Source organism: Microbacterium sp. zg-Y625 (assembly GCF_030246925.1).
Taxonomy (GTDB): Bacteria; Actinomycetota; Actinomycetes; order Actinomycetales; family Microbacteriaceae; genus Microbacterium; species Microbacterium jiangjiandongii.
In genome coordinates, this window is the sequence record NZ_CP126740.1 from 424,096 (window position 1) to 447,862 (window position 23,767).

The following is a 23,767-nucleotide window of genomic DNA, read 5'->3' on the forward strand; positions in this document are numbered from 1 at the left end:
CGCAGGCCGATCGGCGTGCGGTTTGACAGCAGAACAGCGGTGCAGCATCCCCACCTCGCGTGGTGACAAGTGCCAGGCGCAATTCCGCGCCACCGTGCGTCCAATGCGCTCATGACCCGTGAGACGTAAGACGCGAGAAAGAGAGTGAGCAGACAATGGCGGGACAGAAGATCCGCATTCGCCTGAAGTCGTATGACCACGAGGTCATCGACACGTCGGCACGCAAGATCGTCGACACCGTGACCCGTGCGGGCGCGACGGTCGTGGGCCCGGTGCCCCTGCCGACCGAGAAGAACGTCGTGGCCGTCATCCGGTCGCCCCACAAGTACAAGGACAGCCGCGAGCACTTCGAGATGCGCACCCACAAGCGCCTCATCGACATCATCGACCCGACGCCCAAGGCCGTCGACTCGCTGATGCGTCTCGACCTGCCGGCCGACGTCAACATCGAGATCAAGCTCTGAGGTCCGACATGGCTGACATCAACAACAAGGTTTCGAAGGGTCTCCTGGGCACGAAGCTCGGCATGACCCAGGTTTGGGACGAGAACGGCAAGCTCGTTCCCGTCACCGTGATCGAGGTCGCACCCAACGTGGTGACCCAGGTCCGCACGCCCGAGAAGGACGGCTACAAGGCTGTTCAGATCGCGTACGGCCAGATCGACCCCCGCAAGGTCAACAAGCCGCAGACGGCCCACTTCGAGGCTGCCGGCGTGACCCCCCGTCGCCACCTCACCGAGGTGCGCACCGCCGACGCTGCTGACTACTCACTCGGTCAGGAACTGACGGTGGATGGCACCTTCGAGGCCGGCCAGCTGGTCGACGTCGTCGGCACCAGCAAGGGCAAGGGCACCGCGGGTGTCATGAAGCGTCACAACTTCAAGGGCGTCTCGGCGTCTCACGGTGCGCACCGCAACCACCGCAAGCCCGGCTCCATCGGCGCATCGTCGACCCCGAGCCGCGTCTTCAAGGGCATGCGCATGGCCGGCCGTATGGGTGGCGAGCGCGTGACCGTCCTCAACCTCACGGTGCACGCCGTCGACGCCGAGAAGGGTCTGCTGCTCGTCAAGGGCGCCGTCCCCGGTGCTCGTGGCCGCATCGTCTACGTCCGCAACGCAGTGAAGGGTGCCTGATCATGGCTGACTCGACTCTCGCGCTCGACGTCCGTACGGCCGACGGCAAGAAGGCCGGCTCCGTGGAGCTGCCCGCCGCTCTGTTCGACGTCAAGACGAACATCCCGCTGATCCACCAGGTCGTCGTCGCGCAGCTCGCCGCGGCACGCCAGGGCACCCACTCGACCAAGCGTCGCGGTGAGGTCTCCGGTGCCGGCCGCAAGCCCTTCAAGCAGAAGGGCACGGGTAACGCCCGTCAGGGCTCGATCCGCGCACCCCAGATGACCGGTGGTGGCATCGTGCACGGCCCGAAGCCGCGCGACTACTCGCAGCGCACCCCCAAGAAGATGGTCGCCGCCGCCCTGCTGGGCGCGCTCAGCGACCGCGCTCGCGGGCAGCGTCTGCACGTCGTCGACTCGTTCGCGATCGACGGTGCTCCCTCCACGAAGGCCGCTGCTGCGGTGCTCTCGGGGCTGACCGCCACCAAGCGGGTGCTCGTGGTCATCGACCGCACCGACGAGATCACCGTCAAGAGCGTGCGCAACCTCGCGTACGTCCACGTGCTGACCTTCGACCAGCTCAACGCCTACGACGTGCTCGTCTCCGACGACATCGTCTTCACCAAGGCCGCCTACGACGCGTTCGTCGCGTCGAAGAAGGCCAACACCGAGGAGGTCTCGGCATGACCACCGCGAACATCGCAGTGAACAAGGACCCGCGCGACATCATCCTCAAGCCGGTCGTCTCCGAGAAGAGCTACGGGCTCATCGACGAGGGCAAGTACACGTTCCTCGTGGACCCCCGTGCGTCGAAGACCGAGATCAAGCTCGCGATCGAGAAGATCTTCAACGTCAAGGTCGCCTCGGTCAACACCCTGAACCGCCCCGGCAAGGCACGTCGCACCCGCTTCGGGATGGGCAAGCGCAAGGACACCAAGCGCGCCATCGTGACGCTCAAGTCGGGCACCATCGACATCTTCACGGCAGTCGGCTGACGGTCGGGACAGAGGACTAGAGAACATGGCTATTCGCAAGTACAAGCCCACGACCCCGGGTCGCCGCGGCTCGTCGGTGGCCGACTTCGCCGAGATCACCCGATCGACGCCTGAGAAGTCGCTCCTCCGCCCGCTCTCCAAGACCGGTGGTCGCAACAACCAGGGCCGCATCACCACCCGCCACATCGGCGGTGGCCACAAGCGCCAGTACCGCGTCATCGACTTCCGTCGCAATGACAAGGACGGCGTCAACGCCAAGGTCGCTCACATCGAGTACGACCCCAACCGCACCGCACGCATCGCGCTGCTGCACTACTTCGACGGCGAGAAGCGTTACATCCTCGCGCCGAACAAGCTGGCGCAGGGCGACATCGTCGAGTCGGGTGCCGGCGCTGACATCAAGCCGGGCAACAACCTGCCGCTGCGCAACATCCCCACCGGTACCGTCATCCACGCCATCGAGCTCCGCCCCGGCGGCGGCGCGAAGATGGCGCGTTCGGCGGGCACCTCGGTGCGCCTCGTCGCCAAGGACGGCCCCTACGCGCAGCTTCGTCTGCCGTCGGGTGAGATCCGCAACGTCGACGCACGCTGCCGCGCCACGATCGGCGAGGTCGGCAACGCCGAGCAGTCGAACATCAACTGGGGCAAGGCAGGCCGTAACCGCTGGAAGGGCATCCGCCCGACCGTCCGCGGTGTCGCGATGAACCCTGTCGACCACCCGCACGGTGGTGGTGAGGGTAAGACCTCCGGTGGTCGTCACCCCGTTTCTCCTTGGGGCCAGGCTGAGGGTCGCACCCGCCACGCCAACAAGGAAAGCGACAAGTACATCGTCCGCCGTCGCAACGCCGGCAAGAAGCGCAAGTAGGAGTAGAGGAAGATGCCTCGTAGCCTCAAGAAGGGCCCCTTCGTCGACGAGCACCTGCTTCGCAAGGTCGTCTCGCAGAACGAAGCCGGTTCCAAGAACGTCATCAAGACCTGGTCGCGCCGTTCGATGATCATCCCGGCAATGCTGGGTCACACCATCGCCGTGCACGACGGTCGCAAGCACATCCCCGTGTTCGTGACCGAGACCATGGTCGGCCACAAACTGGGCGAGTTCGCGCCCACCCGCACCTTCCGCGGCCACGTGAAGGACGACAAGAAGGGCCGCCGCCGCTGACGCGGTGGCGCAGAGAGGAGAGAGAGATGGTGGATTCCATCGCCCGCGTGCGACACATCCGCGTGACCCCTCAGAAGGCTCGTCGTGTCGTCGCTCTCATCAAGGGCAAGCAGGCTCAGGAGGCCCTGGCCATCCTGAAGTTCGCGCCGCAGAGTGCGTCCGAGCCGATCTACAAGCTCGTCGCTTCCGCGATGGCGAACGCCCGCGTCGCTGCCGACAAGAACGGCGAGTACCTGGATGACCAGGACCTGTACGTGAAGAACGCGTACGTCGACGAGGGTTCGACGCTCAAGCGTTTCCGCCCCCGTGCTCAGGGCCGCGCCTTCCAGATCAAGAAGCGCACCAGCCACATCACGGTGCAGCTGGCGACCCCCGAGGTCCAGGATGCTGCCCCCGCCACGACCAGCAAGAAGGCGAGCAAGTAATGGGACAGAAAGTTCACCCGTACGGCTTCCGCCTCGGCATCACCACCGACCACGTGTCGCGGTGGTTCTCCGACTCGACCAAGCCGGGCCAGCGCTACGCCGACTACGTCGCCGAGGACATCAAGATCCGCAAGCTCCTGCTGACGCAGCTCGACCGCGCCGGCGTGAGCAACATCGAGATCGAGCGCACCCGTGACCGTGTCCGCGTGGACATCCACACCGCCCGCCCGGGCATCGTGATCGGTCGCCGTGGCGCCGAGGCCGAGCGCATCCGCTCGGACCTCGAGAAGCTCACCGGCAAGCAGATCCAGCTCAACATCCTCGAGGTGAAGAACCCCGAGGCCGACGCTCAGCTGGTCGCGCAGGGCATCGCCGAGCAGCTCTCCGCACGTGTGGCGTTCCGCCGCGCGATGCGCAAGGGCCTGCAGGGCGCTCAGCGTGCCGGCGCCAAGGGCATCCGCATCCAGGTCTCCGGCCGCCTCGGCGGCGCCGAGATGAGCCGCTCGGAGTTCTACCGCGAGGGTCGTGTGCCCCTGCACACGCTGCGCGCGAACATCGACTACGGGTTCTACGAGGCGAAGACCACCTTCGGCCGCATCGGCGTGAAGGTCTGGATCTACAAGGGCGACCTGACCAACAAGGAGCTCGCTCGCGAGCAGGCCAACGCCCCGAAGGCGTCTCGTGGCCGTGACGACCGTGGCGGCGACCGCCGTCGTGGTCCGCGCAACGACGCCCCCGTCGCAGAAGGAGCATCGGCGTAATGCTTATCCCCCGCAAGGTCAAGTACCGCAAGCAGCACCACCCGGGCCGTTCCGGCCAGGCCACCGGCGGCACGAAGGTCTCCTTCGGCGAGTTCGGCATCCAGGCCCTGACCCCGGCCTACGTGACGAACCGTCAGATCGAGTCCGCTCGTATCGCGATGACCCGTCACATCAAGCGTGGCGGAAAGGTGTGGATCAACATCTACCCCGACCGTCCGCTGACCAAGAAGCCGGCCGAAACCCGCATGGGTTCCGGTAAGGGCTCGCCCGAGTGGTGGGTCGCAAACGTCAAGCCGGGTCGTGTCCTCTTCGAGGTCGCCGGCGTCAACGAGCAGCTTGCTCGCGAGGCACTCACCCGTGCCATCCACAAGCTGCCCCTGAAGGCACGCATCATCAAGCGCGAGGAGGGCGACGCGTAATGGCCGTCGGTACCAAGACGCTCGCTCCCAGCGAGCTCGACACGTTCGAAGACCAGCGCCTCGTCGAGGAGCTGCGCAAGGCCAAGGAAGAGCTGTTCAACCTGCGCTTCCAGTCGGCCACCGGCCAGCTCGACAGCCACGGCCGCATCCGTGCGGTCAAGCGCGACATCGCGCGGCTGTACACCGTGATCCGCGAGCGCGAGCTCGGCATTCGTGCCACGCCCGCACCCGTCGAGACCGCGACGAAGGCGAAGAAGACGAAGGCCAAGAAGGCGGATGCCGCTGACGAGGCCGTGAAGGAAGAGGCCGAGTGATGGCTGAGACCACCGAGAACACCCCCAAGGGCCACGAGTCGTCCGCGCACGACGTGCGTGACGAGAACGCCCGCGGGTACCGCAAGTCCCGCCGCGGCTACGTCGTCAGCGACAAGATGGACAAGACGATCGTCGTCGAGGTCGAGGACCGCGTGAAGCACCCGCTCTACGGCAAGGTCATCCGCCGCACGTCGAAGGTCAAGGCCCACGACGAGGGCAACACCGCCGGCATCGGCGACCTCGTGCTCATCAACGAGACCCGCCCGCTGAGCGCCACCAAGCGCTGGCGCCTGGTCGAGATCCTCGAGAAGGCCAAGTAAGGCTTCGGCCTTCTTGGAATCCAAGGAGTAACAAGTGATTCAGAACGAATCCCGACTCAAGGTGGCCGACAACACCGGCGCCAAGGAGCTGCTCACGATCCGTGTGCTCGGCGGCTCTGCTCGCCGGTACGCCGGCGTGGGCGACATCATCGTCGCCACGGTGAAGGATGCCATCCCCGGCGGAAACGTCAAGAAGGGTGATGTCGTCAAGGCCGTCATCGTGCGCACCGTCAAGTCGACCCGTCGTCCCGACGGCTCGTACATCAAGTTCGACGAGAACGCCGCCGTGATCCTGAAGAACGACGGGGAGCCCCGCGGCACCCGCATCTTCGGTCCCGTCGGTCGTGAGCTTCGCGACAAGAAGTTCATGAAGATCGTCTCGCTCGCCCCGGAGGTCATTTGATCATGGCGAAGATCAAGAAGGGCGACCTGGTTCAGGTCATCTCGGGCGCAAAGCCCGAGCGCGGCGGAGACCGCGGCAAGCAGGGCAAGGTCCTCGAGGTCCTTGTCGAGCGCAACCGCGTCATCGTCGAAGGCGTGAACTACGTCACCAAGCACAACCGCGTGGGCCAGACCCAGCGCGGCACCAAGACGGGTGGCCTCGAGACGTTCGAAGCCCCCATCCACATCTCGAACGTCGCCCTGGTCGACCCCGAGACGAAGAAGCCGACCCGCATCGGCAGCCGCGTCGAGGAGCAGACCAAGAACGGCGTCAAGCGCACGGTCCGCGTGCGCTACGCGAAGAAGTCAGGCAAGGACCTCTGAGAATGAGCACTGCACCTGCCGTGGAGGCTGGCAAGATCCAGCCCCGCCTGAAGCAGAAGTACAAGAACGAGATCCAGAAGGCTCTGCAGGAGGAGTTCGGTTACGCGAACGTCATGCAGATCCCCGGGATCGTCAAGGTCGTCGTCAACACCGGTGTCGGTGAGGCTGCGCGTGACAGCAAGGTGATCGATGGTGCGGTCGACGACCTCACCAAGATCACCGGCCAGAAGCCGGTCGTCACCAAGGCCCGCAAGTCCATCGCGCAGTTCAAGCTGCGCGAGGGTCAGGCCATCGGCGCGCACGTCACCCTCCGCGGTGACCGTGCGTGGGAGTTCCTGGACCGCCTCGTGAACCTCGCGCTGCCCCGCATCCGCGACTTCCGCGGGCTGTCCCCGAAGCAGTTCGACGGCCACGGCAACTACACGTTCGGCCTTCAGGAGCAGTCGGTCTTCCACGAGATCAACCAGGACAAGATCGACCGCGTCCGCGGCTTCGACATCACGGTCGTCACCACGGCGAAGACGGACGAGGAGGGCCGCTCGCTGCTGCGTCAGCTCGGCTTCCCCTTCCGCACCGACGACGCTCAGGCGTAATCGGATAAGCTTGGGCGTTTGGTCTCGGACCCTGCGGTCCGGGGCCAAACGCCCTCACAACTGAACACCGCCCGTCATCGAAGGTCGGCTGTCGCGTAACGGCATCCGAAACCTCGTGAACAAAGGAACAACTCATGACAATGACAGACCCGGTCGCAGACATGCTGACCCGTCTGCGCAACGCGAACTCGGCGCACCACGACTCCGTGTCCATGCCGAGCTCCAAGCTCAAGACTCACATCGCCGAGATCCTCCAGCAGGAGGGCTACATCGCCGGCTGGGAGGTCACCGACGCGCGCGTGGGCCAGACCATCACGCTGACGCTCAAGTACGGCCCCAACCGCGAGCGGTCGATCGCCGGCATCAAGCGCGTGTCGAAGCCGGGTCTGCGCGTGTACGCACGCTCGACCGAGATCCCCACGGTGCTCGGCGGCCTCGGCGTCGCTATTCTGTCCACTTCCTCTGGCCTCCTCACGGACCGCCAGGCCGAGTCGAAGGGCGTCGGCGGGGAAGTCCTCGCCTACGTGTGGTGATCTGAATGTCCCGCATCGGTCGTCTTCCCATCGACATCCCCGCCGGCGTGACCGTCGAGGTCTCCGGACAGGATGTCTCCGTCAAGGGCCCCAAGGGTGAGCTCAAGCTCACCGTGGCGCGCCCCATCGAGATCGCGGTGCAGGAGAACCAGGTTCTGGTCTCCCGTCCCGACGACGAGCGCGAGTCGCGGTCGCTTCACGGCCTGACCCGCACGCTCATCAACAACAACATCATCGGCGTCACCCAGGGCTACACCAAGGGCCTTGAGGTCGTCGGCACCGGTTACCGCGTCGCTCAGAAGGGCAGCTCGGTCGAGTTCGCCCTCGGCTTCTCGCACCCCGTGCTGGTCGACCCGCCGGCCGGCATCACGTTCACGGTCGAGGGCAACAACAAGCTCACCGTGAGCGGCATCGACAAGCAGGCCGTCGGTGAGGCTGCCGCCAACATCCGCAAGATCCGCAAGCCCGAGCCGTACAAGGGCAAGGGTGTGCGCTACGCCGGCGAGGTCGTTCGGCGCAAGGCCGGAAAGGCTGGTAAGTAACCATGGCTGTGACTTCCAAGTCCGTCGCACGCGCGCGTCGTCACGCGCGTCTGCGCAAGAAGGTCGTCGGCACCGAGGCGCGTCCGCGTCTCGTTGTCACCCGTTCGGCCCGTCACGTCTTCGTCCAGCTCGTGGACGACAGCAAGGGTCACACCCTGGCATCCGCCTCGACGCTCGAGAACGAGCTGCGTGGCTTCGACGGTGACAAGACCGCCAAGGCCCGCAAGGTCGGCGAGCTCGTCGCCGAGCGCGCGAAGGCAGCCGGCGTCGTCGACGTCGTGTTCGACCGCGGCGGCAACCGCTACGCGGGTCGTGTGGCCGCGATCGCCGACGGCGCCCGCGAGGGAGGCCTGAACCTGTGAGCGAGAACAAGGAGAACGAAGTGACCGAAACCGCTCCGGCTGCGGCCGCGGCCGCGCCCGAGACGGCAGCGGCGGAGCGCGAGCCCCGCCGCGGTGGTCGCGAGCGCAGCCAGACCCGCGACCGCAACTCGCGCGACCGCAACGACAGCCAGTTCCTCGAGCGCGTCGTCACGATCAACCGCGTGTCGAAGGTCGTCAAGGGTGGCCGCCGCTTCAGCTTCACCGCCCTCGTGGTGGTCGGCGACGGCAACGGTCTCGTGGGCGTCGGCTACGGCAAGGCCCGCGAGGTCCCCCTGGCGATCTCGAAGGGTGTCGAAGAGGCCAAGCGCAACTTCTTCCGCGTGCCCCGCGTCGGCTCGACCATCCCGCACCCCGTGCAGGGTGAGGCCGCTGCCGGTGTCGTGCTGCTGCGTCCGGCTGCCGCCGGTACCGGTGTCATCGCCGGTGGTCCGGTGCGTGCCGTGCTCGAGTGCGCCGGCATCCACGATGTGCTGTCGAAGTCGCTGGGCTCGTCGAACACGATCAACATCGTGCACGCGACGGTCGCTGCTCTGAAGAGCCTCGAGGAGCCCCGTGCCGTCGCCGCCCGTCGTGGGCTGGACTACGACGCGGTCGTTCCGGCGATCATCATCCGCAACGAGGCCAAGGCCGCTGCGGCGAAGAAGGTAGGTGCCTGATGGCTGCCCGTCTGAAGGTGACGCAGGTCAAGTCCAAGGTGAGCGAGAAGCAGAACCAGCGTGACACGCTGCGCAGCCTCGGTCTCAAGCGGATCGGCGACTCGGTCGTCCGTCCCGACGACGCGCAGACGCGCGGTTACGTCAAGACCGTCGCCCACCTCGTCAAGGTTGAGGAGATCGACTAATGGCTGAGAAGGCCGAGAAGAAGGGCACGGCCGCGAAGGCTGCGCCCGCCAAGGATGCCGCGGCATCGCGCCCCGGCGTGCTGAAGGTCCACCACCTGCGTCCGGTCCCCGGCTCCAACACGGCGAAGACCCGTGTCGGTCGTGGTGAGGGCTCGAAGGGTAAGACCTCGGGTCGTGGCACCAAGGGCACGAAGGCCCGCTACAGCGTGAAGGTCGGCTTCGAGGGCGGCCAGATGCCGCTGCACATGCGCACTCCGAAGCTGCGCGGGTTCAAGAACCCGTTCCGCGTCGAGTACCAGGTGGTCAACCTCGAGAAGCTCGCCGAGCTGTACCCGCAGGGTGGCGACGTCACCGTGGGCGACCTGGTCGCCAAGGGCGCCGTGCGCAAGAACGAGAAGGTCAAGGTGCTCGGCACCGGAGACATCTCCGTTGCGCTGAACGTCTCCGTCGACAAGGTCTCGGGCTCCGCGGAGCAGAAGATCGTCGCAGCAGGCGGCACCATCAAGTAATCACGCCACAGGGGCCGGAGCGATGCTCCGGCCCCTGTGCCGTACTCTGGTTGACGGCGCGCCTCGTAGCCGCCGCCGATCTCACTGGAGGAATCCGACTTGTTCAGCGCCATCGCGCGGGTCTTCCGCACACCCGACCTGCGGCGGAAGATCGGCTTCACGCTCGCGATCATCACCGTCTATCGCCTGGGCGCCCACGTGCCGACGCCGTTCGTGGACTTCCCGAACGTGCAGTCCTGCCTTGCGCAGTCCGGCAACACCGAGGGCCTGCTGTCCCTCGTGAACCTCTTCTCCGGCGGTGCACTGCTGCAGCTGTCGATCTTCGCGCTGGGTGTGATGCCGTACATCACGGCCACGATCATCGTGCAGCTGCTGCGCGTGGTGATCCCGCACTTCGAGACGCTCTACAAGGAGGGTCAGGCCGGCCAGGGCAAGCTGACGCAGTACACGCGTTACCTGACCATCGCCCTCGCCCTGCTGCAGTCGACCACGCTCATCACGGTGGCCCGTAGCGGTCAGCTCTTCGGCATCACCGGCATCGCCGAGTGCGAGCAGGTGCTCACCAACGACGCGTGGTGGGCGCAGCTGCTGATGATCATCACGATGACCGCCGGCACCGGCCTCATCATGTGGTTCGCCGAGCTCGTCACCGAGCGCGGCGTCGGCAACGGCATGTCGCTGCTCATCTTCACCTCGATCGCCGCCACGTTCCCCTCGGCCATGTGGTCGATCTGGCAGGCCCGCGGCTTCGAGATCTTCCTGCTGGTGCTCGCGGTCGGCATCCTGACCGTCGCGCTCGTCGTCTTCGTCGAGCAGTCCCAGCGGCGCATCCCGGTGCAGTACGCCAAGCGCATGGTCGGGCGCCGCACCTACGGCGGCACCAACACCTACATCCCCATCAAGGTCAACATGGCCGGCGTCGTGCCCGTCATCTTCGCCTCGTCGCTGCTGTACATCCCCGCCCTCATCGCGCAGTTCAACCAGACGCCCGATGCCGAGGGGAACGTCCCCGGCTGGGTGGCGTGGATCCAGCAGTACTTCACCACCGGCGACCACCCGCTGTACATGGCGGTGTATTTCCTCCTCATCGTCGGCTTCACGTACTTCTACGTCGCCATCACGTTCAACCCGGTCGACGTGGCGGACAACATGAAGAAGTACGGCGGCTTCGTCCCCGGCATCCGTGCCGGCCGTCCCACCGCCGAGTACCTCGACTACGTGCTCACCCGCATCACGCTGCCGGGATCGATCTACCTGGGCCTCATCGCCCTCATCCCGCTCGTGGCCCTCGCGACCGTCGGTGCCAACCAGAACTTCCCGTTCGGTGGTGCGTCGATCCTGATCATCGTCGGTGTGGGTCTCGAGACGGTCAAGCAGATCGACGCTCAGCTGCAGCAGCGCCACTACGAAGGGCTTCTCCGATGACAACGCCCCGTCTTCTCATCGTCGGACCGCAGGGCTCGGGCAAGGGCACGCAGGGCGTGCGCATCGCCGAGTCGCTCGGGATCCCCGTCATCTCCACCGGCGACGTGTTCCGCGCGAACGTCAAGGAGGGCACCGACCTCGGCAAGCAGGTGCAGGCCATCATCGAGGCCGGCAACCTGGTGCCCGACGAGCTGACCAGCGCCATCGTGCGCGACCGCCTCGCGCAGGACGACGCCGCCGGCGGCTTCCTGCTCGACGGCTACCCGCGCAACCTCGGTCAGGTGGCAGACCTCGACGCGTTCCTCTCGGGCCGCGGCGAGGAGCTCACCGGCGTCATCCAGCTGGACGTCCCGCGCGACGAGAGCATCTCCCGGCTGACGCTGCGCGCCGCCGAGCAGGGCCGCACCGACGACACCGAAGACGTCATCGCGCACCGCCTGTCGATCTACGAGCGCGAGACCGCGCCCATCCTCGACGTCTACCGCGATCGCGGCATCGTCGACACGATCGACGGCGTCGGCACGCTGGACGAGATCACCGAGCGGATCCGCGCCGCGCTGGCCGCGCGCGACCTCGTCGGCGCCTGACCGACGTGCTGCGCCGCTCCATCTACAAGTCCCCCGCACAGCTGCGGGCCATGGTCGAACCCGGCCGCATCACCGCCGCGGCGCTCGATGCCGTGCGCGCACTGGTCGCCCCCGGGGTGACGACGCTCGAGCTGGATGCCGCCGCAAGCGCGGTCATCCGCGCCCGCGGTGCGGAGTCGAACTTCCAGCTGGTGCGCGGCTACCGCCACACCGTCTGCACGTCGGTCAACGAGCAGGTGGTGCACGGCATCCCGAGCGACCGCGTGCTCGAGCCCGGCGACATCGTCTCGATCGACGCGGGCGCCCAGTACCAGGGCTGGAACGGCGACTCGGCGATCACCGTCGTCGTGCCCGACCCGTCGCGGCCCGAGCTCGTGGCCGAACGCGAGCGCCTTTCCGAGGTCACGCGCGGATCGCTCTGGGCGGGCATCGCCGCGCTCGCGCATGCCAAGCACGTCGGCGAGATCGGCGACGCGGTGCAGGGCTACATCGAGCGGTCGGGCGAGGGCTACGGCATCCTGCGCGATTACGTCGGCCACGGCATCGGCCGCAAGATGCACGAGGCGCCGTCGGTGTTCAACTACCGCGTCGCCGACCGCGGCGCCGAGGTGAAGCCGGGACTGTGTCTCGCCATCGAGCCGATGGTCGTCGCCGGCAGCGAGGAGACCTTCGTCGAGGACGACGACTGGACCGTCTCGACCGTCGACGGCTCCGCCGGCTCCCACTGGGAGCACAGCGTGGCCGTGCATGATGGAGGCATCTGGGTGCTCACGGCGCCCGATGGAGGAGCCGCGGGTCTGGCGCCGTTCGGCGTGGTCCCGCGCGAGATCGGATAGGGGCAGCTCGTGGCAGCGGCAGGCAACAAGACCAACTGGTTCGCGATCTGGGTGAGTGTGGCGGTCGTCGTCGTGCTCGTCGGCGTCGGCGCTCTCGTGTGGTGGATGAACAGCTCCGCCACGTCGCCGGCCGCAGCGCCCGAGTCCGCCGCGGTCGAGTCCGAGACCGGTGCGATCATCGTGGGCGACGGTCCGGACGAGGTCGAGGTCTGGGCCGACTTCTACTGCCCCCACTGCCAGGACTTCGAGGACCTGTACGGTCCCGCGATCTCAGAGCTCGTCGACTCCGGCGAGATCACGCTGCGGCTGCAGCCGGTGGCGCTGGCGAGCCTGAACGCGGCATCCGGCACGCAGTTCTCGGCCCGCTCGGCCAGCGCGATGTACTGCGTCGCCGAAGAGGCCGGCGGCCAGGCCGCGTACGACTTCATGACCTCCGTGTTCGCGCTGCACCCGACCGGCCAGGGGCTCACCAACGAGAAGCTCACTCAGCTGGCTGAGGATGCCGGTGCCCCCGACGCCGGGGACTGCATCGCCGATCAGACGCACGCGAAGTTCGCGCTGTCGCAGGCGGAGAACCTTCCGGCCAACGACCAGGGCCAGGCCGGCACCCCGAGCATGCTGGTCAACGGCGAATACGTCACCATCACGGGTGACGTGGCCGCCGACCTGACGGACCGCCTGGGCTGACGCGCGGGCGCGTCCGGCCCGGCGCCGGCGCGGCCTCGCTGCCTCGTTGCCTCGCGGCCTCGCGGCCTCGTATCGTCGAGAAACCACGTTTTGGATGAGACATCGCGCATTGCGTGGTTTCCCATCCGAAAAGTGGTTTGTCACCGCGGCAGTGACCGCGGGTTGCGGCGCAGGGTCGCCAGCAACGCACGCTGCGCAGGGCGCTGCCGCGGCACGCCCGCGCGGCCGAGGCGCTCATTCAGCGGGTCCACCAGCATCGTGGCCCGCCAATCCCAGCGCGCGAAGGCGCGAACCTGGCGGCGCAGACGGTCTTCGCGCTGCTTCTCGTCGATCACCCGCCTGACGATCTCGGCCTCGTCCGTGCCGAGGTACTTGCCGTAGCCGTCGGATTCGCCGATCACGCTCGCGCGGCGCCAGAAGAAGTCCACGCGATCGCGTGCACCTTCGGCGACGAAGACGACCTGCGGCTCAGGATGCTCGTAGCCGAGCCAGACGATGACGGCGCGGCTGACGGTCTCGCCGGCCGATTCGGCGCGCGGATCCACGAGCGGGAACAGGAGCGACAGCCGTGCGCTCCCGCGGCGGTTCGCCTGTGACCCGGCGAACTCCCGCAGCAGATCGACGGATGCCGCATCGGCGCGCTGCGCGGAAACGGCGGCATCGGCGACCGCGAGGCCGAACGCCGGGGGAAGCACCCGCATGAGGTCCACGGCCGTGGCCGCCGTCGATGTCATGAGCATGCCGTCCCTGGATTCGACGGGCTTGCTCTCCGTGCTGGTATGCACGCAGACGTCGCCGAAGCGTCGCGAGCTGGCGCGTGCGGGGTCGTACGCGTGAATGTCTCGAGGCTCTCCGAACACCGGCAGCCCCAGCACGGCGGCGGCGGATTCGAGCGCGAGCACGGCATCCGGATGCTTGCAATGAAACGCGTGTACGCGAGCGCGATACCGCTCCCAGGGTGTGAGGCACCCCCACGCGTCACGCGGCGCGTACACGCCGGAGCGCACCCGCACGTAGCCGGCACCGTCCCGCACCCGCAGGCCGGCCCGCAGCGCGTCGGACTGCAGCGTCAGGAGCACGGGGGAGGGCGCGACCTGCGGCGATGTCATGCTCCCCAGAATGCGCACCGACGGCATCCGCCCTCACCGCGGCATCCCCGTTCCGTGAACAACTCGCGCCCCTGCGGCCTGTGGAGGAGACGCCGCGAACCGCCCGACGCCGGCCGTGCATCGAGAAACCACGTTCTGGACGAGAAACCGTGCATTGCGTGGTGTCTCGTCCGAAAAGTGGTTTCTCGCGGAGGGGGGAGGTCCGGATGCCGCAACCGCCCCCGCCCGGGCGGCGACGCCGGCAGACCCGGCACAGACCGCGCCCCGCGACGCGCCGGACGACACGCCCGAGTTGCCGCGCGCGGCACTACCACGTATGCTTGACGTTTGGTGCGTTGCGCCCGCTTTGGCGTGTCGCCGCACCGAATCCCATCCACCGCAGACCGACCGGTCCGCATAACTGTAAGCGAGCGTATGGCGAAGAAAGACGGTGTCATCGAGATCGAGGGTGTGATCTCCGAGGCTCTCCCGAACGCGATGTTCCGCGTGGAGCTGAGCAACGGACACAAGGTGCTCGCAACGATCTCGGGCAAGATGCGGCAGAACTACATCCGCATCATCCCCGAGGACCGCGTTGTCGTCGAGCTCAGCCCGTACGACCTCACACGCGGTCGCATCGTCTACCGCTACCGCTAGACCGGTCGAGAAGTAACGCCCCAGGGCATGCCTGTGCCCTGCCCGGCGAAGACAGCGAACAGGAAAAATCATGAAGGTCAACCCCTCCGTCAAGCCCATCTGCGACCACTGCAAGATCATTCGCCGCCACGGTCGCGTGATGGTCATCTGCAAGTCCAACCCGCGCCACAAGCAGCGCCAGGGTTGATCGAGGGGATGCCGCGGCATCCCTTCCACCAGACGTACAACTGAACAACACACACGGCAGGATCAGAACCTCGCAAGAGGGGACACCTCGGGGCGGAGGCCCGGGCACCGATCCTGCTCCACACCTCCACTCACTCCTAGGAGAGCCGCATGGCACGTCTTGCCGGCGTCGACATCCCGCGCGATAAGCGCGTGGTCATCGCCCTGACCTACATCTACGGCGTTGGCCGTACCCGTTCGCTCGAGATCCTCGCGGCGACCGACATCAGCGGAGACATCCGCGTCAAGGACCTCACCGACGACCAGCTCGTCGCGCTCCGTGACTACATCGAGGGCAACTACAAGGTGGAGGGTGACCTTCGCCGCGAGGTGGCCGCCGACATCCGCCGCAAGGTGGAGATCGGTTCCTACGAGGGCCTGCGCCACCGCCGCGGCCTGCCGGTGCGCGGCCAGCGCACCAAGACCAACGCGCGTACCCGCAAGGGCCCCAAGCGCACGGTCGCCGGCAAGAAGAAGGCGCGCTAGGCCTCCGCCGGCGCCCCAGGATTTAGGGAGAACGCAGAAACATGGCACAGGCCAAGAGCGCCGCGCGCAAGCCGCGTCGCAAGGAGAAGAAGAACATCGCGCTGGGCCACGCCCACATCAAGTCGACGTTCAACAACACGATCGTCTCGATCACCGACCCGTCCGGCGCTGTCATCAGCTGGGCCTCGTCCGGTGGCGTGGGCTTCAAGGGCTCGCGCAAGTCGACCCCCTATGCCGCCGGCATGGCTGCGGAGTCGGCTGCGCGCCAGGCTCAGGAGCACGGCGTCAAGAAGGTCGACGTCTTCGTGAAGGGTCCGGGCTCGGGCCGCGAGACCGCGATCCGCTCGCTGACCGCCGCCGGCCTCGAGGTGGGGTCCATCCAGGACGTCACCCCGCAGGCGCACAACGGCTGCCGTCCGCCGAAGCGCCGTCGCGTCTGATCCACGACCGACTCCGGAGCGGGACCCGCAGATGCGCGGTCCCGCTCCGACCCCGTGGCACGCACGCTTCCCGGATGCCGCGACGCGCGGCATCCGACGACAACTCAACACCTCACCACACACACGTGTCATATAGCGGTCACGTGATTGAAAGGAACACATCGTGCTCATCGCACAGCGTCCCACTTTGACCGAGGAGAAGATCGGCGAGTTCCGCAGCCGGTTCATCATCGAACCGCTGGAGCCCGGGTTCGGATACACGATCGGCAACGCGCTGCGCCGCAGCCTGCTGTCGTCGATTCCCGGCGCGGCCGTCACCAGCATCCGCATCGACGGCGTGCTGCACGAGTTCAGCACGATCCCCGGCGTCAAGGAGGATGTCACCGAGATCATCCTCAACATCAAGCAGCTGGTCGTCTCGAGCGAGCGCGATGAGCCCATCACCGCGTACCTGCGCAAGACGGGTGCCGGCGAGGTCACCGCGGCGGACATCTCCGCTCCGGCCGGTGTCGAGGTGCACAACCCCGAGCTGGTCATCGCGACCCTCAACGACACCGCCAAGTTCGAGCTGGAGCTGACGATCGAGCGCGGCCGCGGCTACGTCTCGGCCACGCAGAACCGCAACGAGTACGCCGAGGCCGGGGTCGTCCCGATCGACTCGATCTACTCGCCGGTGCTCAAGGTCAGCTACCGCGTCGACGCCACGCGTGCCGGTGAGCGCACCGACTTCGACAAGCTGGTGCTCGACGTCGAGACGAAGGCCTCGATGGCCCCGCGCGACGCCGTCGCTTCGGCCGGTCGCACCCTGACCGAGCTGTTCGGCCTCGCCCGCGAGCTGAACGTCGAGGCCGAGGGCATCGAGATCGGCCCCGCGCCGGTCGAGACCGTGCTCTCGAACGAGCTGTCGATGCCCATCGAGGACCTCGACCTCTCGGTGCGCTCGTACAACTGCCTGAAGCGTGAGGGCATCAACACGGTTTCGGAGCTCGTCGCGCTGTCGGAGACGCAGCTGATGAACATCCGCAACTTCGGTCAGAAGTCGGTCGACGAGGTGCGCGACAAGCTCGTCTCGCTCGGCCTGTCGCTGAAGGACTCGGTCCCCGGGTTCGACGGTGCGCACTTCTACGGCGGATACGACGACGAGAACATCTGATTAGCGGAGACCGCGGCTCGGCGTGACGCCGGGTCGCGGCATCCGACCCCCTCTTCTTTCCTACTGGAGTAACTGACATGCCCAAGCCCACCAAGGGTCCCCGCCTCGGAGGCGGCCCCGCCCACGAGCGTCTGCTTCTCGCGAACCTCGCCGCAGCGCTGTACACCCACGGTTCGATCACGACCACCGTGACCAAGGCCAAGCGCCTGCGTCCGCTGGCCGAGCGCCTCATCACGTTCGCCAAGCGCGGCGACCTGCACGCCCGTCGCCGGGTGCTGTCGGTCATCGGCGACAAGACCGTCGTGCACACGCTCTTCACCGAGATCGCACCCCAGGTCGCCGAGCGCGAGGGTGGCTACACCCGCATCACCAAGATCGGCAACCGCAAGGGCGACAACGCCCCCATGGCCGTCATCGAGCTCGTGCTCGAGCCGGTGAACCCGAAGCCGAAGTCGGCGAAGAAGTCGGGCGCTGCCGCTGCTGCTCCGGCCGCCGAGACCGAGGCTCCGGCTGAGGACGCCGCCGTCGAGGAGGCTCCGGCCGAGGAGACCGCCGCCGAGGAGACCGCCGCCGAGGAGACCCCGGCCGCCGAGGCCGGCGCCGAGTCGCCCGAGGAGGGCGCTGCCGCTGAGGCCGCCGCCGAGGACGCTGTCGAGGCTCCCGCGAAGTCCGAGTGACCGCGTAGGCCGGTTCGCGCCGGCCGTGCACGTCGAGGCCCGCCCCTGGTCCGTCAGGAGCGGGCCTCGCGGCGTTCCCGGGGCCTTCGTCGGGGCATCCGCGGGCCGGGTGCGCGGCGGTCGGTCGTCGTAACTCCTCAAGATCGGTGCGGGCGGCGCGGGTACGCGGTCGTTCCGCCCGTTCTGGAGCGGTTCGTGAGGAGTCGGCGCACGCGGGCCTCGGCGCCTGCCGTGTCAGCAGCACCCGCGAGCCCGTCAGCCGCCGGGCCTCACCAGATCGCGAGACGGACGATCGCGCCGAGGACGCAGGCCCACAGGAGGCTGGCCAGGGTGCCCACGATGAAGCGCTCGCGCGCGGCCGGTGTCGCCAGCTCGGAGAACCGGCCGATGCCCTTGAGCGCCACCACGACCGCGATGGCTTCGGGGAATCCGGCGATGATGCCGAGCACGACGCCCAGCCGCTCGAGGTAGCCGATCGTGGTGCCGCCGCGCAGGATCTCGTGTACCGCCTCCGGATCGTCCCCGGCATCCGGCCGGGCTGAGACGAGGATGCCGCCGGCAATGCCTTCCCGCACGGTGCCGTGCGTCGCGATCGCCAGCACCCGGCGCACGACCGGGTCGCCGCCGAGCACGGCCAGCACGACCGCCGGCAGCGCGACGACGAGCCCGAAGAGCCCCGGTACGTTCCACGGGAGCACCGTGACGACCAGCAGGCACAGCACGAGGATGCCGGCGGCGATGGCCAGGGTGGTGTTCCTCGGCCGGCGCAGGTTCACGACGACCAGGGCCAGGGCCGCCCCGAGCGCGACGAACAGGAAGATCGCGATGAACGCGGCGACGAGGGCTTCGGGGAAGACGACCGGCATGGCGCACAGTCTCGCACGCACCTCCCGCACGCCCGCGAGAATCGCCTCTTGCCCCGACGTGTCGGTGTGGCCATTCTCTGACCATGGCGAAAATGGAGCATTTCGAGATCCCCGCAGACGACATCGGCCGCGCGCAGGCGTTCTACCGGGAGGTCCTCGGGTTCGAGTACGAACCGTGGGGCGACGACATGGGCGTGCTGCGACAGCCCGAAGGCGAGGGCGTCAACGGCGACCTGCATCAGCGCGGCACCGCCCCGCATCCGACCGTGGTCTTCACCGTCGACCGCATCGAGGACACCGTGGCTCTCGCGGTGGCCCGCGGCGGCGAGCTGCTGGGGGCGATCCAACCGCTCGACGAGACGTCGCGGTGGGCGTACATCCGCGACAGCGAGGGAAACCTGATCGGCCTGTACGACGAAGTGTCGGCGGCCTGACCGGCCCGGCTGACCGGCCCGGCCCGGCGCCCCGGCGCTGGTAGCCTGAAACGCGTGTCCACCGAAGCCTTGACGATCGCCGAACCCGCGATCGACCCCTCGTTCGACAACGTGTGGGATGAGCTCGTCTGGCGAGGGCTCGTGCACGTGTCCACCGATCAGCAGGCGCTGCGCGACCTGCTCGCCGGCGACCCGATCACCTACTACTGCGGGTTCGACCCGACCGCCCCGAGCCTGCACCTCGGAAACCTCGTGCAGCTGCTGGTGCTGCGGCGCATCCAGCTGGCCGGGCACCGCCCGCTCGGACTCGTCGGCGGCTCGACAGGGCTGATCGGAGACCCGCGTCCCAGTGCGGAGCGCACCCTGAACACTCCCGAGGTGGTCGCCGAGTGGGTGACGCGCCTGCGCGGCCAGGTCGAGCGGTTCCTGAGCTTCGAGGGCGACAACGCCGCGCGCATCGTCAACAACCTCGACTGGACGGCGCCGCTGTCGGCGATCGACTTCCTGCGCGAGGTCGGCAAGCACTACCGCGTCGGCACCATGCTCAAGAAGGACGCGGTCGCGGCGCGGCTGAACTCGGATGCCGGCATCAGCTACACCGAGTTCAGCTACCAGATCCTTCAGGGCATGGACTACCTCGAGCTCTACCGCCAGTACGACTGCGTGCTGCAGACCGGCGGCAGTGATCAGTGGGGCAACCTCACCAGCGGCACGGATCTCATCCACCGCGTGGAGGGCGTCTCGGTGCACGCCATCGGCACGCCGCTGATCACCAACAGCGACGGGACCAAGTTCGGCAAGAGCGAGGGCAACGCCATCTGGCTCGACGCCGAGATGTGCAGCCCGTACCGGATGTACCAGTTCTGGCTCAACAGTGACGACGCCGACGTGGTGAACCGCCTCAAGATCTTCACGTTCCTCACCCGGGACGAGATCACCGAGTACGAGCGGCTGGTGGCCGAGGAGCCGTTCCGCCGGGCTGCCCAGAAGCGGCTCGCGCTCGAGGTGACGACCCTGGTGCACGGACCGGACGCGACCGCCGCGGTCATCGCGGCATCCGAGGCGCTGTTCGGCAAGGGCGATCTGACGGAGCTGGATGCCGCAACCCTCCGATCCGCCCTCGAAGAGCTGCCGAATGCCGAGGTCCCGGCGGAGACGACGGTGGCGCAGGCGCTCGTCGAGACCGGGCTCACCGCGAGTCTCTCGGAAGCGCGTCGTGCGATCGCACAGGGCGGGGTGACGCTTGACGGCATCCGCGTCGAAGACGAGGGGACGCCGGTGACCGGCGGTCTGCCGGGCGGGGTGTCGGTGCTGCGACGCGGCAAGAAGACGCTCGCCGGGCTCTTCGTCTCCCCGACCGCCGGCTGAGCGCGGCGGCGACGGGGCTGGTCGAGGGATGCCGTTCACGCCGAGCCATGCCCTTGTCGCGCTGCCGTTCGTGCGCACGCCGCTCGTCCCGGCGGCGATCGCCATCGGGGCGATGACCCCCGACCTGCCGCTCTTCCTGCGGGGGACGCCACTGACCTACGCCGCCACGCACTCGTGGACCGGGCTCGCCGCGACCGTGCTCGTCGCCTTCGCGCTGCTGCTGGTGTGGCGGTGCCTGCTGCGTCCGGCGGTGCGCGAGCTGTCGCCCCGGTGGCTCGCCGCCCGGCTGCCGGCGGAGTGGGACATGCCGGCAGGGTCCGCTGCCCGGGACGCCGTGGGACTGCTCCCCGGCAGCTCACGGGGGAGGGGCTACCCGCTGCTGCTCGTGGCATCGCTGCTGCTGGGCGTCGTCAGCCACATCGTGTGGGATGCCTTCACGCACCGAGGCCGTTGGGGCGTCGGCCTGATCCCGGGTCTGGATGGCGTATGGGGACCGTTCACCGGGTTCCGGTGGATCCAGTACGTCTCGGGTGTGGTCGGGCTCGCGGTCATCGGGGTGTGGGCGCTGCTCTGGCTGCGCCGCCGCCGTGCGGTGATGCCCGGCGCATCGGTGCTCCCTGCATTCGTTCGATGGGCGTGGTGGCTGTCGCTGCCGGTCACGCTCCTCTCGGCGTGGGGGATCGGACTCGCCCGCTACGGCCCGTTTTCCGAGGACTTCACCGTCGCGCACCTCGCGTACCGGGTGCTGCCGCCGGCTTGCGGGCTGTGGGGAGCGGTCACGCTGGTGCTCGCCGTCGTCGTCCAGATGCTGCGGGCGCGGGTGCGCAGGCGCGGTTCGGCGCCTGTAGGGGTGGGGCCGACTTCCGCGTGATTCCGGGCGACACGCCCGGGAGGCGGGCCCGATTTGCCGGACCCCCGGATCCGGCGTAATGTTTTCTCTGTTGGCCCCAAAGGGGAAAGCGAAGAGGCCGAGAAGGCCCCGCTCCTCTCATGCAGTCAACATCCCCCACACTGGTTCACCTCGCTGAGGCTGTGCTAGTATGGGACTCCGGTTCGCAGGAACCAGGTCAGGGACCACTGCTCGGCGAAAGCCGGGCGAAGCGCCGACCTGGCACTTCGAATCACACAACACGATCACACGCCCTTCGGGTACGGCTCAACAGGCCTGACCGGAGGAGCATCCGATCCTTGAGAACTCAACAGCGTGCACTTGTCAAATGCCAAATAACCTCGTCCCGGTTTTTACCGGGTGAGATTCCTTTGGATCAAAGTCCGATTCCCTTTATGGGGGTCGGCAACGGATAAGTCAGTAATGACATCCATTTGGTCAGTTCAAACTCGCTGTACACGACCTTATTCCGGTTGTGTCGGCAAATTTCTTTTACGGAGAGTTTGATCCTGGCTCAGGATGAACGCTGGCGGCGTGCTTAACACATGCAAGTCGAACGGTGAAGCAGAGCTTGCTCTGTGGATCAGTGGCGAACGGGTGAGTAACACGTGAGCAACCTGCCCCGGACTCTGGGATAAGCGCTGGAAACGGCGTCTAATACTGGATACGAGCTGCGACCGCATGGTCAGCAGCTGGAAAGAATTTCGGTCTGGGATGGGCTCGCGGCCTATCAGCTTGTTGGTGAGGTAATGGCTCACCAAGGCGTCGACGGGTAGCCGGCCTGAGAGGGTGACCGGCCACACTGGGACTGAGACACGGCCCAGACTCCTACGGGAGGCAGCAGTGGGGAATATTGCACAATGGGCGAAAGCCTGATGCAGCAACGCCGCGTGAGGGACGACGGCCTTCGGGTTGTAAACCTCTTTTAGCAGGGAAGAAGCGAAAGTGACGGTACCTGCAGAAAAAGCGCCGGCTAACTACGTGCCAGCAGCCGCGGTAATACGTAGGGCGCAAGCGTTATCCGGAATTATTGGGCGTAAAGAGCTCGTAGGCGGTTTGTCGCGTCTGCTGTGAAATCCCGAGGCTCAACCTCGGGCCTGCAGTGGGTACGGGCAGACTAGAGTGCGGTAGGGGAGATTGGAATTCCTGGTGTAGCGGTGGAATGCGCAGATATCAGGAGGAACACCGATGGCGAAGGCAGATCTCTGGGCCGTAACTGACGCTGAGGAGCGAAAGGGTGGGGAGCAAACAGGCTTAGATACCCTGGTAGTCCACCCCGTAAACGTTGGGAACTAGTTGTGGGGTCCATTCCACGGATTCCGTGACGCAGCTAACGCATTAAGTTCCCCGCCTGGGGAGTACGGCCGCAAGGCTAAAACTCAAAGGAATTGACGGGGACCCGCACAAGCGGCGGAGCATGCGGATTAATTCGATGCAACGCGAAGAACCTTACCAAGGCTTGACATATACGAGAACGGGCCAGAAATGGTCAACTCTTTGGACACTCGTAAACAGGTGGTGCATGGTTGTCGTCAGCTCGTGTCGTGAGATGTTGGGTTAAGTCCCGCAACGAGCGCAACCCTCGTTCTATGTTGCCAGCACGTAATGGTGGGAACTCATGGGATACTGCCGGGGTCAACTCGGAGGAAGGTGGGGATGACGTCAAATCATCATGCCCCTTATGTCTTGGGCTTCACGCATGCTACAATGGCCGGTACAAAGGGCTGCAATACCGTGAGGTGGAGCGAATCCCAAAAAGCCGGTCCCAGTTCGGATTGAGGTCTGCAACTCGACCTCATGAAGTCGGAGTCGCTAGTAATCGCAGATCAGCAACGCTGCGGTGAATACGTTCCCGGGTCTTGTACACACCGCCCGTCAAGTCATGAAAGTCGGTAACACCTGAAGCCGGTGGCCCAACCCTTGTGGAGGGAGCCGTCGAAGGTGGGATCGGTAATTAGGACTAAGTCGTAACAAGGTAGCCGTACCGGAAGGTGCGGCTGGATCACCTCCTTTCTAAGGAGCATCTGGCACCCTTTGGGGTGTCCAGGCGCCGGATCGAGACATACGTTCTCGCCGGTAGCTCATGGGTGGAACATTTGACTTGGTGCCAGTGATGATCTTTGGACTCAGTACGCCGCTTGCGGCTGGAACGGTTCGGGGGGAGTTGCCGGTACATGCACGCTGTTGGGTCCTGAGGGACCGGATGCGCACTGACCTTCGGGTTGAGTGCCAGACGAATCCTCTGGACCTGCTTTTGTTTGTCGGCTTGCCGGCAGGCGG

At 66.8% G+C, this 23,767-nt stretch carries 35 protein-coding genes and 1 rRNA gene; 34 read left to right on the top strand and 2 right to left on the bottom strand.

Annotated elements, in window-relative coordinates; genetic code table 11:
* Positions 1 to 155 precede the first annotated feature (155 nt).
* The 24 genes from rpsJ (at position 156) to QNO14_RS01950 (ending at position 13,204) form a co-directional block, all read left to right on the top strand.
* Positions 156 to 464 (top strand): 30S ribosomal protein S10, encoded by a 309-nt coding sequence (rpsJ, locus tag QNO14_RS01835; RefSeq protein WP_022895514.1) that lies wholly within the window; start codon positions 156 to 158, stop codon positions 462 to 464.
* An 8-nt stretch (positions 465 to 472) separates the two neighbouring features.
* Positions 473 to 1,132 carry a 50S ribosomal protein L3 gene (gene rplC / locus QNO14_RS01840; RefSeq protein WP_257495796.1) on the top strand — a complete coding sequence of 220 codons (660 nt, stop codon included), beginning with the start codon at positions 473 to 475 and terminating at the stop codon, positions 1,130 to 1,132.
* 2 nt (positions 1,133 to 1,134) lie between these two features.
* The gene (gene rplD, locus QNO14_RS01845; protein ID WP_257495797.1) at positions 1,135 to 1,797 is read left to right on the top strand and encodes a 50S ribosomal protein L4; all 663 of its coding nucleotides are present in this window, start codon (positions 1,135 to 1,137) and stop codon (positions 1,795 to 1,797) included.
* Positions 1,794 to 2,105: a 50S ribosomal protein L23 gene (rplW, locus tag QNO14_RS01850; protein ID WP_257495798.1), complete on the top strand. Its 312-nt coding sequence runs from the start codon at positions 1,794 to 1,796 to the stop codon at positions 2,103 to 2,105. The genes rplD and rplW overlap by 4 nt, the downstream gene beginning before the upstream one ends.
* Before the next feature lie 25 nt (positions 2,106 to 2,130).
* On the top strand, positions 2,131 to 2,970 hold the full coding sequence (gene rplB / locus QNO14_RS01855; RefSeq protein WP_257495799.1) for a 50S ribosomal protein L2: 840 nt from the start codon (positions 2,131 to 2,133) through the stop codon (positions 2,968 to 2,970).
* Between the two features lie 12 nt (positions 2,971 to 2,982).
* Complete coding sequence (gene rpsS, locus QNO14_RS01860; protein WP_135063327.1) at positions 2,983 to 3,264, top strand: 30S ribosomal protein S19; 282 nt, start codon at positions 2,983 to 2,985, stop codon at positions 3,262 to 3,264.
* 26 nt (positions 3,265 to 3,290) lie between these two features.
* Complete coding sequence (gene rplV, locus QNO14_RS01865; RefSeq protein ID WP_257495800.1) at positions 3,291 to 3,689, top strand: 50S ribosomal protein L22; 399 nt, start codon at positions 3,291 to 3,293, stop codon at positions 3,687 to 3,689.
* Positions 3,689 to 4,450, top strand: coding sequence for a 30S ribosomal protein S3 (gene rpsC, locus QNO14_RS01870; RefSeq protein WP_257495801.1), 762 nt, complete (start codon positions 3,689 to 3,691; stop codon positions 4,448 to 4,450). Before rplV ends, rpsC begins: the two co-directional genes overlap by 1 nt.
* Entirely contained in the window at positions 4,450 to 4,869 is a 420-nt protein-coding gene (gene rplP / locus QNO14_RS01875) for a 50S ribosomal protein L16 (protein ID WP_029145865.1), read from the top strand. The genes rpsC and rplP overlap by 1 nt, the downstream gene beginning before the upstream one ends.
* Positions 4,869 to 5,183, top strand: a complete 315-nt coding sequence (gene rpmC / locus QNO14_RS01880; protein ID WP_257495802.1) for a 50S ribosomal protein L29 — start codon at positions 4,869 to 4,871, stop codon at positions 5,181 to 5,183. The genes rplP and rpmC overlap by 1 nt, the downstream gene beginning before the upstream one ends.
* Positions 5,183 to 5,503 carry a 30S ribosomal protein S17 gene (gene rpsQ, locus QNO14_RS01885; protein ID WP_257495803.1) on the top strand — a complete coding sequence of 107 codons (321 nt, stop codon included), beginning with the start codon at positions 5,183 to 5,185 and terminating at the stop codon, positions 5,501 to 5,503. The genes rpmC and rpsQ overlap by 1 nt, the downstream gene beginning before the upstream one ends.
* 34 nt (positions 5,504 to 5,537) lie before the next feature.
* Positions 5,538 to 5,906: a 50S ribosomal protein L14 gene (gene rplN, locus QNO14_RS01890; RefSeq protein ID WP_191719471.1), complete on the top strand. Its 369-nt coding sequence runs from the start codon at positions 5,538 to 5,540 to the stop codon at positions 5,904 to 5,906.
* Positions 5,907 to 5,908: 2 nt separating this feature from the next.
* Positions 5,909 to 6,268 (top strand): 50S ribosomal protein L24, encoded by a 360-nt coding sequence (gene rplX / locus QNO14_RS01895; RefSeq protein WP_257495804.1) that lies wholly within the window; start codon positions 5,909 to 5,911, stop codon positions 6,266 to 6,268.
* Between the two features lie 2 nt (positions 6,269 to 6,270).
* Positions 6,271 to 6,861, top strand: coding sequence for a 50S ribosomal protein L5 (gene rplE / locus QNO14_RS01900; RefSeq protein ID WP_257495805.1), 591 nt, complete (start codon positions 6,271 to 6,273; stop codon positions 6,859 to 6,861).
* Positions 6,862 to 6,995: 134 nt separating this feature from the next.
* Complete coding sequence (rpsH, locus tag QNO14_RS01905; protein WP_257495806.1) at positions 6,996 to 7,394, top strand: 30S ribosomal protein S8; 399 nt, start codon at positions 6,996 to 6,998, stop codon at positions 7,392 to 7,394.
* Between the two features lie 5 nt (positions 7,395 to 7,399).
* Positions 7,400 to 7,936, top strand: a complete 537-nt coding sequence (gene rplF, locus QNO14_RS01910; RefSeq protein WP_257495807.1) for a 50S ribosomal protein L6 — start codon at positions 7,400 to 7,402, stop codon at positions 7,934 to 7,936.
* 2 nt (positions 7,937 to 7,938) lie between these two features.
* On the top strand, positions 7,939 to 8,298 hold the full coding sequence (gene rplR / locus QNO14_RS01915) for a 50S ribosomal protein L18 (protein ID WP_257495808.1): 360 nt from the start codon (positions 7,939 to 7,941) through the stop codon (positions 8,296 to 8,298).
* Positions 8,295 to 8,975 carry a 30S ribosomal protein S5 gene (gene rpsE, locus QNO14_RS01920; RefSeq protein WP_374113662.1) on the top strand — a complete coding sequence of 227 codons (681 nt, stop codon included), beginning with the start codon at positions 8,295 to 8,297 and terminating at the stop codon, positions 8,973 to 8,975. Before rplR ends, rpsE begins: the two co-directional genes overlap by 4 nt.
* Positions 8,975 to 9,160, top strand: coding sequence for a 50S ribosomal protein L30 (rpmD, locus tag QNO14_RS01925; RefSeq protein ID WP_023954062.1), 186 nt, complete (start codon positions 8,975 to 8,977; stop codon positions 9,158 to 9,160). Before rpsE ends, rpmD begins: the two co-directional genes overlap by 1 nt.
* A complete protein-coding gene (gene rplO / locus QNO14_RS01930) occupies positions 9,160 to 9,669 on the top strand; it encodes a 50S ribosomal protein L15 (RefSeq protein WP_257495810.1) in 510 nt (169 codons plus the stop codon). The genes rpmD and rplO overlap by 1 nt, the downstream gene beginning before the upstream one ends.
* A 99-nt stretch (positions 9,670 to 9,768) precedes the next feature.
* Positions 9,769 to 11,094, top strand: a complete 1,326-nt coding sequence (gene secY, locus QNO14_RS01935; RefSeq protein ID WP_257495811.1) for a preprotein translocase subunit SecY — start codon at positions 9,769 to 9,771, stop codon at positions 11,092 to 11,094.
* Positions 11,091 to 11,681, top strand: coding sequence for an adenylate kinase (locus tag QNO14_RS01940; RefSeq protein WP_257506845.1), 591 nt, complete (start codon positions 11,091 to 11,093; stop codon positions 11,679 to 11,681). Before secY ends, QNO14_RS01940 begins: the two co-directional genes overlap by 4 nt.
* A gap of 5 nt (positions 11,682 to 11,686) precedes the next feature.
* Positions 11,687 to 12,517, top strand: a complete 831-nt coding sequence (gene map, locus QNO14_RS01945; RefSeq protein WP_257495814.1) for a type I methionyl aminopeptidase — start codon at positions 11,687 to 11,689, stop codon at positions 12,515 to 12,517.
* Between the two features lie 9 nt (positions 12,518 to 12,526).
* A complete protein-coding gene (locus tag QNO14_RS01950) occupies positions 12,527 to 13,204 on the top strand; it encodes a DsbA family protein (protein ID WP_257506844.1) in 678 nt (225 codons plus the stop codon).
* A 140-nt stretch (positions 13,205 to 13,344) separates the two neighbouring features.
* Here QNO14_RS01950 and QNO14_RS01955 read toward each other — a convergent pair whose 3' ends face one another.
* Entirely contained in the window at positions 13,345 to 14,313 is a 969-nt protein-coding gene (locus tag QNO14_RS01955) for a hypothetical protein (RefSeq protein ID WP_257506843.1), read from the bottom strand.
* A 414-nt stretch (positions 14,314 to 14,727) separates the two neighbouring features.
* On the opposite strand from QNO14_RS01955, the gene infA reads away from it, so the two are divergent.
* From infA to rplQ, 6 genes are all read left to right on the top strand, one after another.
* A complete protein-coding gene (gene infA, locus QNO14_RS01960) occupies positions 14,728 to 14,949 on the top strand; it encodes a translation initiation factor IF-1 (protein WP_017201569.1) in 222 nt (73 codons plus the stop codon).
* A gap of 70 nt (positions 14,950 to 15,019) precedes the next feature.
* The gene (gene rpmJ / locus QNO14_RS01965; RefSeq protein WP_138174654.1) at positions 15,020 to 15,136 is read left to right on the top strand and encodes a 50S ribosomal protein L36; all 117 of its coding nucleotides are present in this window, start codon (positions 15,020 to 15,022) and stop codon (positions 15,134 to 15,136) included.
* A 149-nt stretch (positions 15,137 to 15,285) separates the two neighbouring features.
* On the top strand, positions 15,286 to 15,660 hold the full coding sequence (gene rpsM, locus QNO14_RS01970) for a 30S ribosomal protein S13 (protein WP_257495818.1): 375 nt from the start codon (positions 15,286 to 15,288) through the stop codon (positions 15,658 to 15,660).
* A gap of 41 nt (positions 15,661 to 15,701) precedes the next feature.
* Positions 15,702 to 16,100 carry a 30S ribosomal protein S11 gene (gene rpsK, locus QNO14_RS01975; protein ID WP_023954078.1) on the top strand — a complete coding sequence of 133 codons (399 nt, stop codon included), beginning with the start codon at positions 15,702 to 15,704 and terminating at the stop codon, positions 16,098 to 16,100.
* A gap of 163 nt (positions 16,101 to 16,263) precedes the next feature.
* Entirely contained in the window at positions 16,264 to 17,253 is a 990-nt protein-coding gene (locus QNO14_RS01980; protein WP_257495819.1) for a DNA-directed RNA polymerase subunit alpha, read from the top strand.
* A 77-nt stretch (positions 17,254 to 17,330) separates the two neighbouring features.
* A complete protein-coding gene (rplQ, locus tag QNO14_RS01985) occupies positions 17,331 to 17,930 on the top strand; it encodes a 50S ribosomal protein L17 (RefSeq protein WP_257506842.1) in 600 nt (199 codons plus the stop codon).
* A gap of 269 nt (positions 17,931 to 18,199) precedes the next feature.
* Here rplQ and QNO14_RS01990 read toward each other — a convergent pair whose 3' ends face one another.
* A complete protein-coding gene (locus QNO14_RS01990; protein WP_257506841.1) occupies positions 18,200 to 18,796 on the bottom strand; it encodes a hypothetical protein in 597 nt (198 codons plus the stop codon).
* 92 nt (positions 18,797 to 18,888) lie between these two features.
* Between QNO14_RS01990 and QNO14_RS01995 the strand changes: the two genes are divergently transcribed.
* The 4 genes from QNO14_RS01995 to QNO14_RS02010 all read left to right on the top strand — a co-directional run bounded on the left by QNO14_RS01995 (position 18,889) and on the right by QNO14_RS02010 (position 23,500).
* Positions 18,889 to 19,230 (top strand): VOC family protein, encoded by a 342-nt coding sequence (locus QNO14_RS01995; protein ID WP_257495822.1) that lies wholly within the window; start codon positions 18,889 to 18,891, stop codon positions 19,228 to 19,230.
* 54 nt (positions 19,231 to 19,284) lie between these two features.
* Positions 19,285 to 20,598 (top strand): tyrosine--tRNA ligase, encoded by a 1,314-nt coding sequence (gene tyrS / locus QNO14_RS02000; protein ID WP_257506840.1) that lies wholly within the window; start codon positions 19,285 to 19,287, stop codon positions 20,596 to 20,598.
* A 28-nt stretch (positions 20,599 to 20,626) separates the two neighbouring features.
* Positions 20,627 to 21,469, top strand: a complete 843-nt coding sequence (locus tag QNO14_RS02005) for a DUF4184 family protein (RefSeq protein ID WP_257506839.1) — start codon at positions 20,627 to 20,629, stop codon at positions 21,467 to 21,469.
* A gap of 509 nt (positions 21,470 to 21,978) precedes the next feature.
* Positions 21,979 to 23,500: ribosomal RNA gene (locus QNO14_RS02010) — 16S ribosomal RNA — on the top strand.
* The last annotated feature ends 267 nt before the right edge of the window (positions 23,501 to 23,767 follow it).

What these genes read in the sequence shown, in the direction of transcription:
- rplV (WP_257495800.1), top strand. Translation starts at nt 3,291, where the DNA reads ATGGTGGATTCCATCGCCCGCGTGCGACACATCCGCGTGACCCCTCAG.
- rplR (WP_257495808.1), top strand. Translation starts at nt 7,939, where the DNA reads ATGGCTGTGACTTCCAAGTCCGTCGCACGCGCGCGTCGTCACGCGCGT.
- rplE (WP_257495805.1), top strand. Translation starts at nt 6,271, where the DNA reads ATGAGCACTGCACCTGCCGTGGAGGCTGGCAAGATCCAGCCCCGCCTG.
- QNO14_RS01940 (WP_257506845.1), top strand. Translation starts at nt 11,091, where the DNA reads ATGACAACGCCCCGTCTTCTCATCGTCGGACCGCAGGGCTCGGGCAAG.
- rplQ (WP_257506842.1), top strand. Translation starts at nt 17,331, where the DNA reads ATGCCCAAGCCCACCAAGGGTCCCCGCCTCGGAGGCGGCCCCGCCCAC.
- infA (WP_017201569.1), top strand. Translation starts at nt 14,728, where the DNA reads ATGGCGAAGAAAGACGGTGTCATCGAGATCGAGGGTGTGATCTCCGAG.
- rpmD (WP_023954062.1), top strand. Translation starts at nt 8,975, where the DNA reads ATGGCTGCCCGTCTGAAGGTGACGCAGGTCAAGTCCAAGGTGAGCGAG.
- rpsM (WP_257495818.1), top strand. Translation starts at nt 15,286, where the DNA reads ATGGCACGTCTTGCCGGCGTCGACATCCCGCGCGATAAGCGCGTGGTC.
- rpsS (WP_135063327.1), top strand. Translation starts at nt 2,983, where the DNA reads ATGCCTCGTAGCCTCAAGAAGGGCCCCTTCGTCGACGAGCACCTGCTT.
- rpmJ (WP_138174654.1), top strand. Translation starts at nt 15,020, where the DNA reads ATGAAGGTCAACCCCTCCGTCAAGCCCATCTGCGACCACTGCAAGATC.
- rplF (WP_257495807.1), top strand. Translation starts at nt 7,400, where the DNA reads ATGTCCCGCATCGGTCGTCTTCCCATCGACATCCCCGCCGGCGTGACC.
- rplB (WP_257495799.1), top strand. Translation starts at nt 2,131, where the DNA reads ATGGCTATTCGCAAGTACAAGCCCACGACCCCGGGTCGCCGCGGCTCG.
- rplW (WP_257495798.1), top strand. Translation starts at nt 1,794, where the DNA reads ATGACCACCGCGAACATCGCAGTGAACAAGGACCCGCGCGACATCATC.
- rpsJ (WP_022895514.1), top strand. Translation starts at nt 156, where the DNA reads ATGGCGGGACAGAAGATCCGCATTCGCCTGAAGTCGTATGACCACGAG.
- QNO14_RS01955 (WP_257506843.1), bottom strand. Translation starts at nt 14,313, where the DNA reads ATGACATCGCCGCAGGTCGCGCCCTCCCCCGTGCTCCTGACGCTGCAG.
- rpmC (WP_257495802.1), top strand. Translation starts at nt 4,869, where the DNA reads ATGGCCGTCGGTACCAAGACGCTCGCTCCCAGCGAGCTCGACACGTTC.
- rpsK (WP_023954078.1), top strand. Translation starts at nt 15,702, where the DNA reads ATGGCACAGGCCAAGAGCGCCGCGCGCAAGCCGCGTCGCAAGGAGAAG.
- QNO14_RS01995 (WP_257495822.1), top strand. Translation starts at nt 18,889, where the DNA reads ATGGAGCATTTCGAGATCCCCGCAGACGACATCGGCCGCGCGCAGGCG.
- rplX (WP_257495804.1), top strand. Translation starts at nt 5,909, where the DNA reads ATGGCGAAGATCAAGAAGGGCGACCTGGTTCAGGTCATCTCGGGCGCA.
- rplP (WP_029145865.1), top strand. Translation starts at nt 4,450, where the DNA reads ATGCTTATCCCCCGCAAGGTCAAGTACCGCAAGCAGCACCACCCGGGC.
- rplD (WP_257495797.1), top strand. Translation starts at nt 1,135, where the DNA reads ATGGCTGACTCGACTCTCGCGCTCGACGTCCGTACGGCCGACGGCAAG.
- rpsH (WP_257495806.1), top strand. Translation starts at nt 6,996, where the DNA reads ATGACAATGACAGACCCGGTCGCAGACATGCTGACCCGTCTGCGCAAC.
- QNO14_RS02005 (WP_257506839.1), top strand. Translation starts at nt 20,627, where the DNA reads ATGCCGTTCACGCCGAGCCATGCCCTTGTCGCGCTGCCGTTCGTGCGC.
- rpsQ (WP_257495803.1), top strand. Translation starts at nt 5,183, where the DNA reads ATGGCTGAGACCACCGAGAACACCCCCAAGGGCCACGAGTCGTCCGCG.
- QNO14_RS01990 (WP_257506841.1), bottom strand. Translation starts at nt 18,796, where the DNA reads ATGCCGGTCGTCTTCCCCGAAGCCCTCGTCGCCGCGTTCATCGCGATC.
- rplO (WP_257495810.1), top strand. Translation starts at nt 9,160, where the DNA reads ATGGCTGAGAAGGCCGAGAAGAAGGGCACGGCCGCGAAGGCTGCGCCC.
- rpsC (WP_257495801.1), top strand. Translation starts at nt 3,689, where the DNA reads ATGGGACAGAAAGTTCACCCGTACGGCTTCCGCCTCGGCATCACCACC.
- rplC (WP_257495796.1), top strand. Translation starts at nt 473, where the DNA reads ATGGCTGACATCAACAACAAGGTTTCGAAGGGTCTCCTGGGCACGAAG.